Here is an 18,411-nt window from a genome sequence, read left to right as displayed (position 1 = left end):
TATCAATGGCTCGCAGGTGACCGATAATCGGGCGTTGCGAGTGATACGTGCTTTCTAATAGATACTAACTTTATAATGTGAGGACTATATCGGAGCCTCATGGTTCTGTTAAGAAAGCACTTTTAAGTGAGTTGGTATCTTCAAGGTAACCACGTGGAAACTCGATAATGAGTAAACGCTATGATGTTTATGCGCAAAACTGCCCGACCCGCATGATTTTGGATCGTGTCGCGGATAAATGGACGTTACTGATTCTGAACATTCTGGTTGAACGACCGATGCGCTTTAATCAGTTAAAACGCGACGTGGAAGGGATCTCACAAAAGGTTCTGTCGCAAACGCTGAAGAATCTGGTGCGTGACGGTTTCGTCGAACGCACGGTCTTTCCAACCATTCCGGTGACGGTGGAATACGCCTCGACCGTAATGGGAAAAACGCTGGCTAAGCCGATTGCTGAGCTTACCTATTGGGCGGAGCAGAATATGGATAACGTGCTGTTGTCCCAACAGAAGTTTGATGCCTCCGCAAATAACACGGTTGAACCGCTATAACCGCTGTGGTTCAGGCTCCTGCCGAAGCAGGAGCCTGTGGATCACAAGGCAGTCAGCTCTTATTTCGCGTGTTGCAGGTCAAGGCGATAAACCGCAAAGCCCGTTTCATCATTGCCGACGGACGTCATCGGGTACTGCGCTTTCTCTTTGATAAACGCCGTGGCTTTCTCTGACGGTGATGTTTCAAAGCGGATATCCAGCGGCGTATCGCTGACGATAGGGGCAAGACGCCAGTTGTTATCGGCCTGCGGTTTCACTTCTCCCGACTTTTGCGTTTCCGCGCTGATGTAGGCCGCCAGAACGGAGCGGTTTTCATCCGGTGAGGCGAAGGCCACGTACTTCTCACCCGTACCGGCAAATTTCTCGCCGTAGGCGCGGTAGTTATTGGTGGCGATCAGGAAGGTCGCTTTGGGATCGATCGGTTTGCCGTTAAACGTCAGCCCTTTGATACGGTGTGATTTATCGTTGATTAACGCACATTCGCTGTCGTAGCGGGCAGGCTGCGTCACATCAATCTGATAATTGACGCCATCGATCACGTCGAAGTTATACGTGCGGAAGCCGTCCCAGTTGAGCAGGGATTGCGGCTCACGCTTGCTTGGATCGATTTGTTTGAACTGACCCGCAGAGCACTCCAGCCACTCCTGCACCTGCTGTCCGTTGACTTTCACTACCACCAGCGTATTCGGGTAGAGATACAGATCGGCAGCGTTACGGAAGGTGAGTTGACCTTTTTCTACTTCGACATAGCTGGCCGGATCGTTTTTACGTCCACCGGCTTTAAATGGCGCGGCAGCGGACAGCACGGGAAGATCGGCCAGATCGGGATCGCCCTGAATAAAGTGTTCTACATAGGCGCGCTGGGCATTGTTGACGATCTGCACGGTCGGATCGTCCTGAATCAGCGACAGGTAGCTATACATGTTGTCTGCGGATTTACCGATCGGTTTGCTGACAAACTCGCGCGTATTTTGGTGGGCATCGGACAGTACTTTCACCAGCTTGTCGTCTTCCGCCGCCAGTGATTTCTTCTGCGCTTTGTCATAGATCGGTCTGGCTTCCGCTTTCGCCTGTTCTACCTTCCATGTGCCGCTGTCGTTATTCAGCGTGAAATCGACGACGCCAAGGTGGTCACCCCATTGCCCCGGCATCACCGCAGGCACGCCGTTGAGTGTTCCCTGTTTGATGTCAGCGCCCTTGATGTTCACAAAGTCATTGCTGGGGAAAACTGCATGAGCATGACCGAACATGATCGCGTCAACGCCAGGAATTTGGCTGAGGTAGTAAACGGAGTTTTCCGCCATCGCTTTGTACGGCTCGGCAGAAAGACCGGAGTGAGGGATCACAATCACCAGATCGGCACCTTGCTTGCGCATTTCCGGTACCCACTTTTTGGCACTCTCCGTGATGTCTTCTACGGTGACTTTTCCGGTCAGATTAGCTTTATCCCACACCATGACCTGCGGCGGGACGAAGCCAATATAGCCGATGCGCAGGGTATGCTGTTTGCCGTCGCGGTCGGTGACCGACTTGTTTTCAATGTGGTAAGGCGTAAACAGCGGTTTGCCCGTTTTCGCATCCAGCACGTTGGCGTTCACATAAGGGAATTTCGCGCCGGACAGCGCCTTGTGCAGATAGTCCAGGCCATAGTTGAATTCGTGGTTACCGATATTGCCGACGGAATAATCCAGCGTGTTCATCGCCTGATAAACCGGATGTACATCGCCTGCCTTCAGCCCCTTCGCCGCCATGTAATCCCCTAACGGGCTGCCTTGGATCAAATCGCCGTTATCCACCAGCACGCTGTTGGTGGCTTGTTCGCGCGCGGCGTGAATCAGGCTGGCGGTACGCACCAGACCAAATTTATCGGTAGGCGTATCCTTGTAATAGTCGAAGTCCATCATATTGCTGTGCAGATCGGTGGTTTCCAATACCCGTAGATCAACGGTAGCGGCATGAACGGTCGTGGCGACCAGCGTAGCAAGCAGGCTGAGTGCCAGTGAATGCTTCATTGCGTAACTCCTTGTGAGGTAATTGTCGACGCGTGAGGCGATCGGGGGGTGTCTTTCATATCATGATGAAGTTAAAGTGATTATCGTCTCTAAATGCTGAGGATGACATCAATAATGGCAATAATCGTAGATTGCCTCACAGATGTATAATGAATGACAGAGATGAAGTCTGCGTTACGCTATCGTCGCGTAACCGATAACGACGAGGTAGATCATGCTAGAACCTATTTGCCAACTGGCCCGTGATGCTGGTGCTGCCATTATGCAGGTTTATGACGGGCAGCATCCCGTAGATGTCGCGCACAAGAAAGATGATTCGCCAGTAACCGCCGCCGATCTTGCTGCGCATCGGGTCATTAAGGATGGCTTGGCTGCGGCGTATCCTGATATCCCTTTGCTGTCAGAAGAAGATCCGCCTGAATGGGAAATCCGTCGGCACTGGCAGCGCTATTGGCTGGTCGATCCGTTGGATGGCACCAAAGAGTTCCTCAGCCGCAATGGCGAGTTTACGGTGAATATTGCGCTGATCGAGAACGGTCAGGCCGTACTCGGCGTGGTTTACGTACCGGTTACGGGCGTGATGTACTCCGCGGCGGAGGGTAAAGCCTGGAAAGAAGAGAACGGCCAGCGTCGGCAAATTACGGTGAAACAGGCTCGGCCTCCTTTGGTGGTGGTCAGCCGCTCTCATGCCGATCGCGAATTAAAGGACTATCTCAATCAACTGGGTGAGCACCAGACGGTGGCGATTGGGTCATCGCTAAAATTTTGTCTGGTGGCGGAAGGTGAAGCGCAGCTTTACCCACGCTTCGGGCCGACCAACATTTGGGACACCGCAGCAGGCCATGCGGTGGCGGTGGCAGCCGGGGCGCAGATTCACGATTGGCAAGGACAGACTCTGTCTTACACGCCGCGTGAATCTTTCCTCAACCCCGGTTTTCGCGTCTCCCTGTTTTAACTGCTTTAGCGCTATTTCTCTTCCAGCAACTGGCGCAGCAGGGACATCACCTGCTGCACTTCCTGTCCGCTCAACGCGCTATCCTTCACGAAACGGACTTTCCCTTGTTTATCCAGCACGGCGATAGCTGAGCTTTGTGGCTGGAGCTGCCAGGTTTTCCGCACGTTGCCGTTACTGTCGACAATAAACTGCGACCACGGGAAGGCTTTCTTGTTGTCCTCAAGGCTACTGCGCACAAACATGCTGGTGCCGATGATGGCATCGTCGGTATTCACGATTGTCGTCGTTTGGTAATAATCATGCGGTAGGTTAGCGGCCTTCAGTGCGGAGATGAGCGGATCGTTCATCTCTTTGGCTGAGGTGCGGCCAGCAATATGTTGTATCACCCGCACTTTTCCGGGCAATTGCGCACTGTTCCAGTTTTTATAACTAAACTGATTATTAAGGTACTGAAGTTCTCCCTTGTCTGCGACACCGACGGGAGGAACCAATTGGTTGAGCACCAGCGTATGGGCTAAGGCTGGGATACCCAACAGAGGTGTGATAGAGAGCGCGAGGAGCAGGTGGCGTATTTTTATCATGGTATGTCCTTCAGTGTGGGGCCCGATGCGATGTCAATGATGGAAAATATCGGGCTATGGAATAAGCGTAGATTCAGGAAACTGGTCTGTCCTGCTCCGCGATAAAACGGTTTGTGCCCGAGTGCACAAAACCCTTATTTTTGAAGGTTTATACTGATGACTAGGGGTTTCCTTAAACACTACTCTGTAAAAATCTGTAAAAGCAGTTAAGAATACTGAATAGTGGGGAACTAAATGCCGTTTTACAGCACTAACTAGCAGTATCCGTTATCTCATTAGCGCTCCAGAACCTCAGCCATGTTGGCGAAAGGGAGAGCGTAAAAAATAAAACGGGAGAGTAAAACGATGAGGATCTTCGAACGTTACAATCCTTTGAAAGTCGCCAAGTATGTGAAAACCCTGTTTCGTGGGCGGCTGTACATAAAAGGGGTTGGTGCTTTTGAGTTCGACTACGGCAAAATTCTATTGCCAAAGAAACAGGATAAGCAGCATCTTCTGGTGATGTCCGAAGTGAATCGCCAGGTCATCCGGCTTCAGGCCGAGATGGGATGAGTGATAAAGAAACGGCCCGTAGCGGGCCGTTCTGGTTTTTTATGCATGCCTTTTAGCGGTTAATCGTCGCTATCAATCTTCACGCTTGATGAGACAATCGGGCGGTCTTCCAGACGAGTCACCAGCAGCTGATCGATCTTGTAGCTATCGATATCCACCACTTCAAATTTATAGCCAGAGAAGCGCACCGCATCGGTACGTTTCGGGATTTTCCGCAGCGTATACATCATGAAGCCGCCGATGGTTTCGTAGTTGCCGGAATGCGGGAAATCATCAATATTCAGCGCACGCATCACGTCTTCTATTGGCGTACCGCCTTCAACCAGCCAGGAATTCTCATCGCGCGCGACAATCTGCTCTTCCATTCCCTGACCGACGAGATCGCCCATCAGCGTGGTCATGACATCGTTAAGGGTGATGATGCCGACGATCAGCGCGTATTCGTTCAGAATGACCGCGAAATCTTCGCCCGCGGTTTTAAAGCTTTCTAACGCTTCGGACAGCGTCAGCGTATCCGGTACGATCAGCGCAGGACGAATCTGCACGCCGCTACTGAGCGTCAGGCTTTGATTTCCCAGCACTCGAATCAGCAAGTCTTTGGAATCCACGTAGCCGACGATCTGATCGATCGTGCCATCACAAACCAGAAACTTGGAATGCGGCTGCTGGGCGATCTTTTCCTTAATGCTGTCTTCCTGCTCGCGCAGATCGAAATAGACCACGCTTTCGCGTGAGGTCATCGAAGACGGCACGGTACGGGATTCCAGCTCAAACACATTCTCGATCAGCTCATGTTCTTGCTTACGCAGTACGCCAGCCAGCGCACCGGCTTCCACCACGGCGTAAATATCATCAGACGTGATGTCATCTTTACGCACCATCGGTAGCTTGAGCAGGCGGAAAATGACGTTAGCCAGACCGTTAAAGATCCAAACCAGCGGACGGAAGAGGAACAGGCAGAAGCGCATGGGGTTGATTATGCGGACCGCGACGGTTTCCGGCGCAATCATACCAATGCGTTTCGGGGTGAGATCGCCAAACAGGATAAACAGACTGGTGACGAGTACGAATGAGCAGATGAAACTGACTTTATCTGCGGCTTCGGGTGACATGAAGCGTTCAAACAGCATGGAGAAGGTCGGAGAAAATGCCGCATCGCCGATGATACCGGCCAGAATCGCGACGGCGTTGACGCCAATTTGAATCACGGTAAAGAAAATGCCCGGCGTTTCTTGAAACTTGAGCACCAGATCGGCGTTGAGGTTTCCCTCATCGGCCATCAGTTTGAGTTTAATTTTACGAGACGCCGCCAGCGAGATCTCCGAAATCGAGAAAAACGCACTGATGGCAATAAGACAAAGAATCAGTAATAGACTGTTTAACATAGTTTTTACTTTAGGTAAGTTTTCGCATGAGCCGAGATTGACGCAGCGATCCTCAGAAAGGTGAGCACATAAAAGTGAACACATTATGATCATTATTGAAGGTCATAACCGGGCGAGGATTAGCCCGGTTCGGGGGCATTATAGCAGGAGCGGTGAAATTACCGCCAGCAGTCAACGCGGAGGCGGCAGACAGATGCTGATGCCACCTAACCCACAGTAGCCGTTCGGGTTCTTGTGCAGGTATTGCTGGTGGTCGTCTTCCGCATAATAGAACGGGCCCGCAGGCTCGATTTCTGTGCTGATAGCACGACCGTCGCCGCTCTCCCTCATCGCCTGCTGAAAGCGCTGAAGGCTTTCTTGTGCCGCCTGTTCCTGCTCGGGCGTGAGCGTATAGATAGCAGAGCGGTATTGGCTGCCGATATCGCCCCCCTGACGCATACCCTGCGCGGGGTCGTGATTTTCCCAAAACAGTCGCAGCAACTGCTCATAGCTGATCACCGCAGGATCGAAAACGACGCGCACGGCTTCGGCGTGGTCGGTTTGCCCGCTGCATACTTCACGGTAGGTCGGGTTAGGTGTGTAACCCCCGATATAACCTGCTGCGGTGCTGTAGACGCCCGGCTGTTGCCAGAACAAACGCTCAGCGCCCCAGAAACAGCCCATCGCGAAAATAGCGACAGACATCGGGTCCGGCACATGCGTCATGGAATGTTCATGAACGACATGCAGCCTGGCGACGGGCATGGGGGTGGAACGCCCGGGTAGAGCATCGGATTGCGTAATCCGCTGTGTTTTATCAATTGAACTCATCACGTTGTTAACTCCAGCTAGACTGGGTAAATAACCCGCTTTCATGGAAAGCATAACCAAGAAGCAGGGGGCTGTCTTTATATCTTCATGGTGTTTAATGTTAAGGTAATGTTTATCTGTAATGCCGCATATTGATGTTTGTAGGTGAAAATCTATTCTTAAGATGGAAAATTAGTATTTATCACTAATATCATGCAAAGTTGGTAGGAGATTTCGGCGCTGCGTGGCGGATTGTCAGGTAAGCGTACAACGACGGCCGTCAATGCGGCGGGCGAAGTGATAAAAGCCATGCTATACCCTAAATAATTCGAGTTGCAGGCAGGCGGCAACCGCACGAATCCTCAGGAGCTTACATCAGTAAGTGACTGGGGTGAGTAAGGGAAGCCAACGCACATGCAGCTTGAAGTATGACGGGGATATAGGTTTTAGGCGACAGACCGATTTTATCAGGGAGCTCAGTGACTATTTTCATCTCAACGAAAAGTTTCATTGGAAAAAAAAGCGTTACCGGGCAAAAAGGCATAGCAGGACAAAAAAATAGCTTTGCTGGCTGCGGTGCGCCACGATACCGGGTTCTTGGCCTGATGTGCGCACTGCTTATGCTGGCCCCAGAGAGCCAGGCGGCGAATGTGCGTCTGCAAGTCATGGGGCTGGAAGGGCAGTTACAAAAGAATGTACGGGCGCGCTTATCTACCATTGCGGTCGATGAGGTTAATGCCGACGGGCGTTTCCGATCACGCGTCGATGAAGCGATCCGTCAGGGATTGCGCGCGCTCGGCTACTACGATCCACAGATTGGTTTCGAATTCCGGCCTGCCGTTAATGGCGGACGACCCGTATTGATTGCCACCGTCACGCCCGGTGAACCGGTAAAAATTGCCGGGGTGAACATCACCCTGCGCGGCGGTGCGCATGACGATAAAGACTACCAACAGCTGGTTAAAGACGATCGACCCGAAATCGGTTCGGTGTTGAATCACGGTGATTTCGATCGTTTTAAAAGCGGGCTGAACGGTTTGTCATTACGCAAAGGCTATTTCGATGCGCGCTTCCAGCAAAGCCAGCTTGGCGTGATGCGGGAAGAGAGAGAAGCGTTTTGGGATATCGACTTTGATAGCGGTGAACGCTATCGCTTTGGCGCCGTACACTTTCAGGGCGCACAAATCCGCGATGATTATCTGCAAAATCTGGTGCCGTTTCACGAAGGCGATGCTTATACCAGTGAAGATCTTGGTGAGTTAAACCGCCGCCTTTCTGCGACGGGGTGGTTTAACTCTGTGGTGGTGTCGCCTGATTTCGAACAGTCGAAAAGCTCCAAGGTGCTGCCGCTGGAAGCCGTAGTGACGCCGCGAACCCGTAACCGGATTGAAACCGGGGTCGGCTATGCCACGGATGTTGGCCCCCGCTTTAAAACGACCTGGAATAAGCCTTGGGTAAACTCTCGGGGACACAGTCTGGAAAGCAGCCTGAGCGTGTCTGCGCCGGAGCAATCGCTCGATTTTAGCTACAAAATTCCCTTGTTGAAGAACCCGCTTGAGCAGTATTACCTGCTGCAAGGTGGTTTCAAGCGCGAAGATCTCAACGATACCAAATCCGATGGCACCACGCTGAACGTGGCGCGCTACTGGGATCTCTCCAGCGGCTGGCAACGCGCGATTAACCTGCGCTGGAGTCTCGACCACTTTACGCAGGCAAGCGTGACGGATACCACGATGCTGATCTATCCGGGCGTGAGCATTAACCGAACCCGCCAACGCGGCGGTCTGATGCCGGTGTGGGGCGATACGCAACGTTATTCTATCGACATTTCCGACACCACCTGGGGATCGGATATCGACTTTGCCGTGGTTCAGGCACAAAACGTCTGGATTCGTACGCTGGCGGATAAACACCGTTTTGTGGCGCGTGGCAATCTGGGCTGGATTGAGACCAATAATTTCTCCCGCGTTCCGCCTTCACTGCGTTTCTTTGCCGGTGGCGATCGCAGCATTCGTGGGTATAAGTACAAATCTATTTCGCCGCGCGACAGCGACGGCAAACTGACCGGTGCGTCCAAGTTGGCGACTGGCTCGCTCGAATACCAATACAACGTGACGGGAAAATGGTGGGGCGCTGTTTTTGTTGATTCAGGTGAAGCAGTGAATGACATCAAACGGAGTAACTTCAAGACCGGTACGGGCGTCGGTGTCCGCTGGGCCTCGCCGATTGGTCCGGTGAAACTCGATGTTGCTATGCCGATCGGCGATGCAGAGAAGAAGAACGATGTTCAGTTCTATATCGCACTGGGGCCTGAATTATGATGGATGAGAAAAACGAAAAAAAAGTACAGGATTCGGTGGCGGAAGAAAACGTCGCGCACGACAACGTGCCGATGACGCCTGCGCGGAAAGGGCGCTGGTGGAAAAGAGTCGGTATTGGCATCGTCGCCTTCTTACTGCTTCTCGTTGTTGGGCTAGGATTGCTGGTGGGAACCACGCCGGGCCTGCATCTGTTGCTGAATACCGCCGCACGCGTGGTGCCGGGGCTGGACATTGCCAGCGTGAGCGGCGGCTGGCGTGATTTAACGCTGAAAAACGTCAGCTACGAAATGCCGGGCGTGACGGTAAAGAGCGATGAGTTTCATCTCTCGCTCGCGCTGGGCTGTCTGCGCAAAAGTCAGCTGTGCATCAATGACCTGTCGGCAAACCGTGTCGATGTGGTTGTGGATACCAAAGCCTTGCCTGTGGCGGCAGAACCACCGCCGCCTTCAACGCCAGTAACGGAAATTTCAACACCCTTCCCGATTTCACTGCGTCAGTTAACGCTCAGCAACGTTCAGGTTACCGTGGATGACATGGCGATTTCACTGGGCGAGTTCCGCACGGGAATGCAGTGGGAAGGGCGCGCGTTGACGCTGCTGCCAACCAAAATCAGCGCGCTGCTGGTGGCCTTGCCGAAGACCCCCGTCGATGTGCTGGAAGATGGCAAAGTGACGGCGGCGGAAATGGCGTCTGTCATCAAAGAAACCGTGGCAAACGTACGTGATGCGGCCGAGCAAGGCTCCTCGCAAACGCTTCAAATTGATAAAGTGCTAGAAGCAAATAATACGGTAGCGGCAGCCACGACGACAGCTCCGGTACCGACAGCATCGACACCAAAAACGGATAGCGCCTCTGACAAGCCTGCCGTGCCTGAACAGCCATTGGGTGAGCGCCTGAGCGAGCTGTTCTCCAAACCGCTATTACCTGATTTACCGCAGTTCACGCTACCGCTGGATCTGAACATTGTCGAGATTCACGGTGAACAGCTACGGCTGACGGGCGATCAGGACATTTTGATTAATAACCTTTTCGTACAGGCATCGACCCAGCAACAGCATTTGCGTCTGGACAAGTTGATCGTGCAATCGCCACAGGGTGGATTGAATGTGCGCGGTGAAGCGACGCTTAGCGATAACTGGCCTGTCTCGTTGACGGCGAACGGCGTGCTAAACGTTGATCCGCTCAAAGGCGAGAAGCTGAAACTGACGGTTGATGGCGGCCTGCGCGAACAACTGAATGTGGCGCTGAACCTTTCGGGACCGCAGCGTGCGCAGTTGGATCTGCAAACTCAACTGGCGGAAGCCGGGCTGCCGCTGGCGTTGACGCTGCAAACCGAACGTGTGCGTTGGCCGCTGACGGGTGCGACGCAATATCAGGCTGACAACATCAGGCTGCGTTTTAACGGCAAAGTGACCGACTATGCGCTGTCGCTGCGCGGCGATCTGAGCGGCGCGGATATTCCTCCCGCAACGCTGCTGCTGGATGGTAAAGGCAACGAGCAGCAGTTTACGCTGAGCCGCCTGCGGCTGGCGGCGTTGCAGGGTAATGCCGATCTGAGTGCGCTTATCGACTGGAGCAAAGCCATAAGCTGGCGCAGTGAGCTGGTGCTGAACGGGATTAACACCGCGAAACAGTGGCCTGAATGGCCCGCGAAAGTAGACGGCAAGATTACGACGCGTGGCAGCGTCTATGGCGGTAGCTGGCAGTTACAGGTGCCGGAATTGCGTCTGGACGGCAACGTGAAAGCGAATAAGCTCACGGCCAGAGGTGAACTGCGCGGTAACGCGGCGGGCCAGTGGACAATTCCAGCGCTGAATCTGGCGTTAGGCCGCAACCAGTTGAACGTCAAAGGCGACCTGAGCGATAAGTGGCAGTTGGATGCAGACATCAATGCGCCGTCGCTGGACGGCATGTTGCCCGGTCTGGCAGGGCGCGCCATCGGCACACTTAAATTACGTGGCAATCTGCGTGAACCGCAGATGCTGGCGGATATCACGGCTTCTGGCCTGCGCTGGCAGGCGATGACGATTAGCAGTGTGAGGGTGGAAGGCGATGTGCGCTCCGAGCAGCAGATTCAGGGCAAGCTGACCGTACGCCTCGAGGCACTGAAGCAAGAAGGCCTGAATATTGCGCTGCTGACGCTGGATGCCAGCGGTAACGAGAAACAGCATCAGCTCCGGCTGACTATGCAGGGCGAACCGGTTGCCGGGCAACTGGCACTTTCGGGCAGTTTCGATCGTCAGGAACAGCGCTGGCGCGGCACGCTGAACAATACCCGCTTCGACACGCCGGTGGGGGAATGGCGTCTGACGCAGGATATGGCGTTGGATTACCTGAATGCGCAGCAGAAGATCACCATCGGCACGCACTGCTGGCGGAATCCGAACGCAGAGCTTTGCGTACCAAAAGCAATTGAAGCTGGGCCGAGCGGACAGGCGAGCATTCGACTGAACCGCTTCGATCTCGCTATGCTGAAACCGTTCCTGACGGCGGAGACGGTGCTAGCCGGGACGTTCACCGGTGGTGTGGATATCAGCTGGCAGGCAGGGCAAGGTTTACCGCAGGCGAAAGTGTCGCTGGTGGGTAACGGCGTCAGCGTTCGCCAGCAGATGCAGGGCAACACACTGCCGATTGATTTTGATACCTTTACGCTGAATGCCGGGCTCGATCGCGGGCGGGCGCAGCTCGGCTGGCTGATGGCGATTCGCGAGAACGGACGCTTCAGCGGTGATATTCAGGTGACCGATCCACAGGGCCGGCGCAATCTCGGCGGTAGCGTCACGATCAACACTATTTCGTTGGCCTTGCTCAACCCTGCGTTGAGTAAAGGAGAAAAAGCGGCGGGGATACTGAATGCGAACCTGCGTCTGGCGGGGGATGCGGCGCGTCCTCAGCTCTTCGGTCAGATGGTGCTGGAGCGGTTGGATATTGATGGCAACTGGATGCCGATCGATCTGACCAACGGGCGGCTGGCGGTGAATTTCAGCGGGATGTCGTCAACGCTGCAAGGCTTCCTGAAAACGAATAACGGGCAGTTGAATCTCGGCGGGAACGCAGACTGGTCACGGCCTGATGCCTGGCGTGCGCGGATCGCAGCGAAAGGCCAGAAGCTGCGGGTGACGGTTCCGCCGATGGCGCGGCTGGATGTCTCGCCGGATATTGTCTTCGAGGCCACGCCGCAGCTGTTTGCGCTAAACGGATCGGTCAGTATTCCGTGGGCGCGCATTGTCGTTAAAGACATGCCGGAAAGCGCGGTGGCGGTGTCATCGGATGAAGTGATGCTGGATGCCCAGCGTCAGCCGCTGAAGAAAGCCAGCGCCGGGATTCCGATTAACAGCAACCTGACGATCCGCGTCGGTAATGATGTGCAACTGGATGCGTTCGGGCTGGCTGCTCGCCTACAGGGCGACCTGAAAATGGTTCAGGACGAGCGCGGATTAGGGCTGAACGGCCAGATCGACATTCCGTCTGGCCGCTTTAAAGCCTACGGGCAGGATCTGATCGTCCGCAAAGGGTTGATTCTGTTCTCCGGCCCACCGGATCAGCCGATCCTGAATATCGAAGCCATTCGTAACCCAGACAACACGGCGAATGACGTCATTGCCGGCGTGCGCGTCACTGGCATGGCCGCGACACCGAAGCTGGAAGTCTTCTCCGATCCGGCCATGTCACAGCAGGAAGCGCTCTCTTATCTGCTGCGCGGACAGGGTTTGGACAGCGGCGGAGCAGATAGCTCGGCAATGACCTCAATGTTAGTCGGTTTAGGGGTTGCACAAAGTGGTCAAGTTGTGGGTAAAATCGGCGAGGCCTTTGGCGTAAGTAATTTAGCTCTGGATACACAGGGTGTTGGCGATAATTCTCAGGTTGTCGTCAGCGGCTACGTCCTTCCGGGTCTGCAAGTAAAATATGGTGTTGGCATATTCGATTCTTTGGCAACGTTAACGCTACGTTATCGCCTGATGCCAAAACTATACTTGGAAGCGGTGTCTGGAATTAGCCAGGCATTAGATGTGCTCTATCAGTTTGAGTTCTAGCGATGCGAATTATTGTTTACGGCAGTTTACGACGCAAACAGGGAAACAGTCATTGGATGACAAATGCGCAATGGTTAGGGGACTGTCAGCTCGCGGGTTTCGAGCTGTACGATCTCGGCCATTATCCGGCAGTCGTACCCGGTGATGGAGAAATCCATTGTGAGGTCTATCGCATTAGTTCGTCGATTTTGACTGAGCTGGATGCTTTAAAGCGGGACGGCCACGAATACCAACGTGAGCTGATTCGTACGCCTCTGGGCAGTGCCTGGATCTATCTGTACAAACATCCTGTTGTAGGGCTGACGCGTATTGCCAGCGGTGACTGGCTAAAGCGCAGCGAAGAAGATGAAGAAGAGGCTTGAGGCCGAGTAGCCAATCAAGTCATGGTCGCCATAAATAAAAACACCGCGCAAGGCGGTGTTTTTGATCATGCGATATCTTGAGCCCATAAGGGCTTTAATGCATATCGTGTGGCGCTTATTTGTTTTTCGCGCGCTCGAAGGAAGCAACGATCTCGGCTTTTGCCGCAGCAGCGTTATCCCAACCTTCAACTTTAACCCATTTGCCTTTTTCCAGATCTTTGTAGTGTTCAAAGAAGTGGCCGATCTGTGCACGCAGCAGTTCAGGCAGGTCGTTAACGTCTTTAATGTGATCGTATTCTTTAGTCAGCTTGCTGTGCGGAACGGCAACCAGCTTGGCATCTTCGCCCGCTTCGTCAGTCATTTTCAGCACGCCAACAGGACGGCAACGGATCACTGAGCCCGGCTGCAACGGATACGGGGTCGGAACCAGAACGTCAACCGGATCACCATCCAGAGACAGCGTGTGGTTGATGTAGCCGTAGTTGCACGGGTAGAACATGGCCGTAGACATGAAACGGTCTACAAACAGCGCACCGGTATCTTTATCAATTTCATATTTGATCGGATCGGCGTTCGCGGGAATTTCAATCACTACATAGATATCTTCCGGCAGATCTTTACCCGCCGGGACATTGTTCAGACTCATGTCGGTTTCCTTCTCTTAAACCTGAAATAGCGTGGCCGTCATTATAGCCAAAAAGCGTTTAATGTCCCCGATTTTTAGCGTGTGCAAGGCGCGATGCGCTTGCACGAGTCGTTTAAGTAAAAATACTTTCGTTACTAAAGTTTCTTTAAAGAAAGCAGGTTTGTTACCGATAGGGAACATGATCAAGATCACGTTATGCAGAGCTTTTCTCCGCATTTATTTATCATTTGTAATTCCAGGGAAACGAAAATGTTAAGAAATATCACCATCAAGACGAGCTTGATTGCTTTGTTAGGAACGATGGTACTGCTCCTACTACTGGTGTGCGGAATCGGCATCACCTCAATCAATCAGGGAATCACGTCTCTTACGACAATCGACAAGATTCAGGGCAAAGAAGTTACGGCGCTGGCGGGGAGCTATACCGCTTCACTGCGTGCAAGAACAGGGGCGGCGTTGGCCGCTCGTCAGATGGAAAGCGGGCTGACCGATCTGGCGAATGCATCGGTCGCGCGAGCAGAAGCCTACACGGCGCTTTCCCACAAAGAAATGGCACGCTTTCTTTCCTACGGGACCGTAACAGAGCGCGGTGCCAAAATGGCCGCAGAAGTTAAAAGCAACTACGAGCAATACATGAATCTTGGTGTTCAGCCGATGGTCGATGCGCTGAAGCGTGGCGATGTCGCTGCCTATTACGTGCTGTTGCAGGACGTACTACCGCCGCTCAGCGTTAAGATGGATAAGGTCGCGAACGAATTCCGTGATTTCGGCCTGGAAGTCGGGGAAAACATGCTCGCAGAAGCGGAAAGCTTCGCGTTCAACCGTTTGATGATTATTGGTATTGCCTGTATATCCGTGCTGCTGTTGGTGTTGGCTGCCTGGATTGCGTTGAAGCGTTCCATTCTGTCTCCGCTTGAAGAGACCGTCGGCCAACTGGAGTTTATTGCCCGTGGTGATTTGACTCAGCGCATCGCCGATGGCGGCAATAATGAAATTGGCCGCCTGATTCAAGCGATGAAGGCAATGCAGCATTCGTTGGCAACCGCAGTGGGCCGCGTCCGCGATGCGGGTATGCAGATTGACGTCGGTACGCGCGAGCTGTCTTCCGGCAATACGCATTTAGCCGCGCGTACGGAAGAGTCCGCTTCCTCGCTGGAAGAAACCGCAGCCAGCATGGAGCAGTTGACCGCTACGGTGACGCTGAACGCGGAGAGTGCGGAACAAGCGCATACGCTGGCGCAAAATGTGTCCGACATTGCCAATAAAGGCAGTGAAACCGTGGGGAGCATGATTGAGAAAATGCAGATGATCTCCAGCAGTTCAGCACGCATTGGCGATATTCTGGCGGTGATCGACGGTATTGCGTTCCAGACCAATATTCTGGCGCTGAATGCGGCGGTTGAAGCTGCACGTGCGGGTGAGCAGGGGCGTGGATTTGCCGTGGTGGCAGGTGAAGTCCGCAGTCTGGCACAGCGCAGTGCGCAATCGGCCAAAGAGATCAAAATGCTGATGGAAGAGTCTCAAAGTCGCGTCAGTGAAGGCACCGTGATGGCGAAAATGGCGGGTGAAACGATGAATGACGTTTCTGACGCGGTGGCGCGCGTGACGTCCCTGATGCGTGAGATCTCAACGGCAACGCGTGAGCAGAGTAATGGCATTGGGCAGGTAAATCTGGCGGTATCGCAGATGGATGAAGTCGCGCAGCAAAATGCGTCTCTGGTAGAAGAGTCCGCCGCGGCCACGCGCTCACTGGAGGATCAGGCGCGCCTGCTGGCAGAAAGCATGTCACAGTTTAAAGTGCAGTCGCAGGAGCTTGCCGCCATCGGCCGATTCTAATATCGCCGTCATACTTCAAGCTGCATGTGCGTTGGCAATACTCGGCTCCTCTCTGAGCCTCGCCCTGAAGGGCCGCCGCAAGCGGCGTTCAAATCGACTAAGCCGATTTGTCCTCGCTCACCCCAGTCACTTACTTGAGTAAGCTCCTGGGGATTCACTGCGTTGCCGCCTGCCTGCAACTCGAATTATTTAGGGATATACTTCATAAAAAAATTCCCGTGAAAACGGGAATTTTTTTGCCTTACTCTTCGGGGGAGGTTTGTTCGTCTTCCGGCTGTTTTTTCTTACGCAGCTTATTCCAGATTTTACTTTCCTGTCCGCGCCAGAGGCGTTGGATATTGTCATGATGACGCATCAGTATCAGGCAAGAGAGCATCGCGACGGGGAAGGTAAACTGTGGCTTGAACCACCAGACATAAAACGGCGCGATGAGCGCACTGACAATCGCGCCAAGCGAGGAATAGCCGCTCAGTAGCACGGTCAGTAGCCAGGTGCCGGTCATCAGGCCCGTTAGATCCCAGCCGATCGGGGCGATGGCGCCCAAAGCCGTTGCCACACCTTTGCCGCCGCGAAAGTGGAAAAAGACCGGATAGATATGGCCGAGGCAGGCGGCGATGGCGGTTAGCCCGAGATACAGCGGGGCAACGCCTAGCGCGTAAGCGGCCCAGACTGGCAGCATGCCTTTCAGGATATCAAACACCAATACGGTTGCAGCGGCCGCTTTGCCGCCAATACGCAATACGTTAGTGGCCCCGGGGTTCCCAGAACCATGCTGGCGCGGATCGGGTAGCCCAGCAATTCTGCAAAACAAAATCGCACTGGAAATAGAGCCACACAGATACGCGATTAACATCATACCAAGCGCGGTAACACTCATAACGCTATTCCGTTTAGTTTGTATAGAGAGACGTTTAATAAGGGTCGTTTTACTCTTCTCATCTGTGGATAATACGCACATTCCGTCGGAAGTGGTATCCGACAGCGACAAAAACAGAGAATGGCGTGATGGATATCGTATTTATTGAAGAACTTACTGTAATCACTACTATTGGTGTTTACGATTGGGAACAGACCATCCAGCAGAAACTGGTGTTCGATATCGAAATGGGCTGGGATAACCGTCAGGCAGCCGCCAGTGACGATGTTAATGACTGCCTGAGCTATGCCGATGTCAGCGAGGCGGTGATTGCCCACGTGGCAAACCAGCGTTTTGCGCTGGTGGAACGCGTTGCTGAAGAAGTCGCGCACATGCTGATGCAGCGCTTCTCGATTCCCTGGCTGCGGATCAAGCTCAGCAAGCCGGGCGCCGTCGCGCAGGCGCGTCAGGTTGGAGTGATTATTGAGCGCGGCATACGATAAATCTGGTTTAACAGAATAAATACGGCTTTACGTGCAACTAAACCGTAACCCAAATAGTCTATAAGCCAGTTATAGCGGCTCGCGGAAGTACGCAGCCGCTTTTTTGTGCGCTGCATTTTCGTTTTTATTAGAGGCAAGGATTTTTAGATGACTGACCTGCATTCATTGCTAATCGCATTTATTCTTGGCGTGGTCGAAGGACTGACCGAGTTTTTGCCCGTATCGTCTACAGGGCATATGATTATTGTTGGTCATTGGTTAGGGTTTGCTGATGAGAAAGCCAAGACGTTTGAAGTCATCATTCAGCTTGGCTCGATTCTTGCCGTTGTCGTGATGTTCTGGCGCCGCCTCTTTGGTCTGATAGGGATTCACTTCGGCGAAGTTCCGCACGAGGGGAAAACCTCCGGGCGTCTGAAACTGACGCACATCTTGCTGGCAATGATTCCCGCAGTGGTGCTTGGGCTGATTTTTCATGACTTCATCAAGTCGCTGTTTTATCCACAGAACGTGATGTATGCGCTGGTGATCGGTGGCTTCCTGCTGTTAGCGGCGGAATGGTTCAAGCCAAAACAGCCGCGTGCTGTCGGGCTGGATGACATCACGCATCGTCAGGCATTTATGATTGGCTGTTTTCAATGTCTGGCGCTGTGGCCCGGCTTTTCACGTTCAGGGGCGACCATTTCCGGCGGGATGCTGATGGGCGTCAGCCGCTACGCGGCTTCTGAGTTCTCTTTTATTCTGGCGGTTCCCATGATGATGGGCGCGACCGTTCTGGATCTGTATAAAAGCTGGCATTTCCTGTCGCTGGCCGATGTGCCGATGTTTGCCGTGGGCTTCGTGACGGCGTTTGTCGTGGCGCTGATTGCGATTACAACCTTCCTGAAAATCATCAAACGCATCTCGTTTGTCCCGTTCGCGATTTATCGTTTTATCGTCGCGGGCGTGGTTTACATGGTGTTTATGTAAGACTGAGAACGTCGATTTTAGGTAGACCGTTATAGAGAGAAGAGGCCACGCATTAGCGTGGC

15 protein-coding genes are annotated in these 18,411 nt (G+C 53.4%); 9 read left to right on the top strand and 6 right to left on the bottom strand.

Features of this window, described 5'->3' with window-relative positions; all coding sequences use genetic code 11:
- Positions 1-167: 167 nt before the first annotated feature.
- Positions 168-551, top strand: a complete 384-nt coding sequence (locus tag BUB06_RS10080) for a winged helix-turn-helix transcriptional regulator (RefSeq protein WP_010306479.1) — start codon at positions 168-170, stop codon at positions 549-551.
- Positions 552-610: 59 nt separating this feature from the next.
- Here the strand turns inward: BUB06_RS10080 and BUB06_RS10075 are convergent, their stop codons facing one another.
- Entirely contained in the window at positions 611-2,563 is a 1,953-nt protein-coding gene (locus BUB06_RS10075) for a bifunctional 2',3'-cyclic-nucleotide 2'-phosphodiesterase/3'-nucleotidase (RefSeq protein WP_039470214.1), read from the bottom strand.
- Positions 2,564-2,777: 214 nt separating this feature from the next.
- Between BUB06_RS10075 and cysQ the strand changes: the two genes are divergently transcribed.
- Positions 2,778-3,518: a 3'(2'),5'-bisphosphate nucleotidase CysQ gene (gene cysQ / locus BUB06_RS10070; protein WP_039470215.1), complete on the top strand. Its 741-nt coding sequence runs from the start codon at positions 2,778-2,780 to the stop codon at positions 3,516-3,518.
- Positions 3,519-3,529: 11 nt separating this feature from the next.
- On the opposite strand, the gene BUB06_RS10065 is transcribed toward cysQ, so the two are convergent.
- Entirely contained in the window at positions 3,530-4,099 is a 570-nt protein-coding gene (locus BUB06_RS10065) for a YtfJ family protein (RefSeq protein ID WP_039470216.1), read from the bottom strand.
- Between the two features lie 345 nt (positions 4,100-4,444).
- Between BUB06_RS10065 and BUB06_RS10060 the strand changes: the two genes are divergently transcribed.
- On the top strand, positions 4,445-4,651 hold the full coding sequence (locus BUB06_RS10060; RefSeq protein WP_005974755.1) for a DUF1107 domain-containing protein: 207 nt from the start codon (positions 4,445-4,447) through the stop codon (positions 4,649-4,651).
- Between the two features lie 59 nt (positions 4,652-4,710).
- Here BUB06_RS10060 and paeA read toward each other — a convergent pair whose 3' ends face one another.
- Positions 4,711-6,036 (bottom strand): polyamine export protein PaeA, encoded by a 1,326-nt coding sequence (gene paeA, locus BUB06_RS10055; protein WP_010306471.1) that lies wholly within the window; start codon positions 6,034-6,036, stop codon positions 4,711-4,713.
- A 171-nt stretch (positions 6,037-6,207) separates the two neighbouring features.
- The gene (msrA, locus tag BUB06_RS10050; RefSeq protein WP_039470217.1) at positions 6,208-6,846 is read right to left on the bottom strand and encodes a peptide-methionine (S)-S-oxide reductase MsrA; all 639 of its coding nucleotides are present in this window, start codon (positions 6,844-6,846) and stop codon (positions 6,208-6,210) included.
- Positions 6,847-7,430: 584 nt separating this feature from the next.
- Between msrA and tamA the strand changes: the two genes are divergently transcribed.
- The 3 genes from tamA to BUB06_RS10035 are packed head-to-tail and all read left to right on the top strand — an operon-like array spanning position 7,431 to position 13,542.
- A complete protein-coding gene (gene tamA, locus BUB06_RS10045) occupies positions 7,431-9,146 on the top strand; it encodes an autotransporter assembly complex protein TamA (RefSeq protein WP_029368859.1) in 1,716 nt (571 codons plus the stop codon).
- Positions 9,143-13,180 carry an autotransporter assembly complex protein TamB gene (tamB, locus tag BUB06_RS10040; protein ID WP_039470219.1) on the top strand — a complete coding sequence of 1,346 codons (4,038 nt, stop codon included), beginning with the start codon at positions 9,143-9,145 and terminating at the stop codon, positions 13,178-13,180. Before tamA ends, tamB begins: the two co-directional genes overlap by 4 nt.
- Before the next feature lie 2 nt (positions 13,181-13,182).
- The gene (locus BUB06_RS10035) at positions 13,183-13,542 is read left to right on the top strand and encodes a gamma-glutamylcyclotransferase family protein (RefSeq protein WP_039470221.1); all 360 of its coding nucleotides are present in this window, start codon (positions 13,183-13,185) and stop codon (positions 13,540-13,542) included.
- A 115-nt stretch (positions 13,543-13,657) separates the two neighbouring features.
- On the opposite strand, the gene ppa is transcribed toward BUB06_RS10035, so the two are convergent.
- Positions 13,658-14,188 carry an inorganic diphosphatase gene (gene ppa, locus BUB06_RS10030; protein WP_010278977.1) on the bottom strand — a complete coding sequence of 177 codons (531 nt, stop codon included), beginning with the start codon at positions 14,186-14,188 and terminating at the stop codon, positions 13,658-13,660.
- A gap of 249 nt (positions 14,189-14,437) precedes the next feature.
- Here ppa and BUB06_RS10020 point away from each other — a divergent pair, with 249 nt between their 5' ends.
- Complete coding sequence (locus BUB06_RS10020) at positions 14,438-16,024, top strand: methyl-accepting chemotaxis protein (protein ID WP_039470225.1); 1,587 nt, start codon at positions 14,438-14,440, stop codon at positions 16,022-16,024.
- Positions 16,025-16,265: 241 nt separating this feature from the next.
- Here the strand turns inward: BUB06_RS10020 and plsY are convergent, their stop codons facing one another.
- Positions 16,266-16,901 (bottom strand): glycerol-3-phosphate 1-O-acyltransferase PlsY, encoded by a 636-nt coding sequence (gene plsY / locus BUB06_RS10010; RefSeq protein WP_039470226.1) that lies wholly within the window; start codon positions 16,899-16,901, stop codon positions 16,266-16,268.
- Positions 16,902-17,029: 128 nt separating this feature from the next.
- Between plsY and folB the strand changes: the two genes are divergently transcribed.
- Both folB and bacA read left to right on the top strand, forming a co-directional pair.
- On the top strand, positions 17,030-17,383 hold the full coding sequence (gene folB, locus BUB06_RS10005) for a bifunctional dihydroneopterin aldolase/7,8-dihydroneopterin epimerase (protein WP_039470228.1): 354 nt from the start codon (positions 17,030-17,032) through the stop codon (positions 17,381-17,383).
- A 147-nt stretch (positions 17,384-17,530) separates the two neighbouring features.
- Complete coding sequence (gene bacA, locus BUB06_RS10000) at positions 17,531-18,349, top strand: undecaprenyl-diphosphate phosphatase (RefSeq protein ID WP_039470230.1); 819 nt, start codon at positions 17,531-17,533, stop codon at positions 18,347-18,349.
- The last annotated feature ends 62 nt before the right edge of the window (positions 18,350-18,411 follow it).

It is taken from the genome of Pectobacterium carotovorum (assembly GCF_900129615.1).
GTDB lineage: Bacteria > Pseudomonadota > Gammaproteobacteria > Enterobacterales > Enterobacteriaceae > Pectobacterium > Pectobacterium carotovorum.
Note: the sequence above shows the minus strand (reverse complement) of the source record. Positions and strands in the feature narration are given on the sequence as shown.

Coding starts and splice junctions, on each gene's coding strand:
- paeA (WP_010306471.1), bottom strand. CDS start 6,036: ATGTTAAACAGTCTATTACTGATTCTTTGTCTTATTGCCATCAGTGCG.
- msrA (WP_039470217.1), bottom strand. CDS start 6,846: ATGAGTTCAATTGATAAAACACAGCGGATTACGCAATCCGATGCTCTA.
- plsY (WP_039470226.1), bottom strand. CDS start 16,901: ATGAGTGTTACCGCGCTTGGTATGATGTTAATCGCGTATCTGTGTGGC.
- BUB06_RS10075 (WP_039470214.1), bottom strand. CDS start 2,563: ATGAAGCATTCACTGGCACTCAGCCTGCTTGCTACGCTGGTCGCCACG.
- BUB06_RS10035 (WP_039470221.1), top strand. CDS start 13,183: ATGCGAATTATTGTTTACGGCAGTTTACGACGCAAACAGGGAAACAGT.
- ppa (WP_010278977.1), bottom strand. CDS start 14,188: ATGAGTCTGAACAATGTCCCGGCGGGTAAAGATCTGCCGGAAGATATC.
- tamB (WP_039470219.1), top strand. CDS start 9,143: ATGATGGATGAGAAAAACGAAAAAAAAGTACAGGATTCGGTGGCGGAA.
- BUB06_RS10080 (WP_010306479.1), top strand. CDS start 168: ATGAGTAAACGCTATGATGTTTATGCGCAAAACTGCCCGACCCGCATG.
- BUB06_RS10060 (WP_005974755.1), top strand. CDS start 4,445: ATGAGGATCTTCGAACGTTACAATCCTTTGAAAGTCGCCAAGTATGTG.
- BUB06_RS10065 (WP_039470216.1), bottom strand. CDS start 4,099: ATGATAAAAATACGCCACCTGCTCCTCGCGCTCTCTATCACACCTCTG.
- BUB06_RS10020 (WP_039470225.1), top strand. CDS start 14,438: ATGTTAAGAAATATCACCATCAAGACGAGCTTGATTGCTTTGTTAGGA.
- cysQ (WP_039470215.1), top strand. CDS start 2,778: ATGCTAGAACCTATTTGCCAACTGGCCCGTGATGCTGGTGCTGCCATT.
- folB (WP_039470228.1), top strand. CDS start 17,030: ATGGATATCGTATTTATTGAAGAACTTACTGTAATCACTACTATTGGT.
- bacA (WP_039470230.1), top strand. CDS start 17,531: ATGACTGACCTGCATTCATTGCTAATCGCATTTATTCTTGGCGTGGTC.
- tamA (WP_029368859.1), top strand. CDS start 7,431: ATGTGCGCACTGCTTATGCTGGCCCCAGAGAGCCAGGCGGCGAATGTG.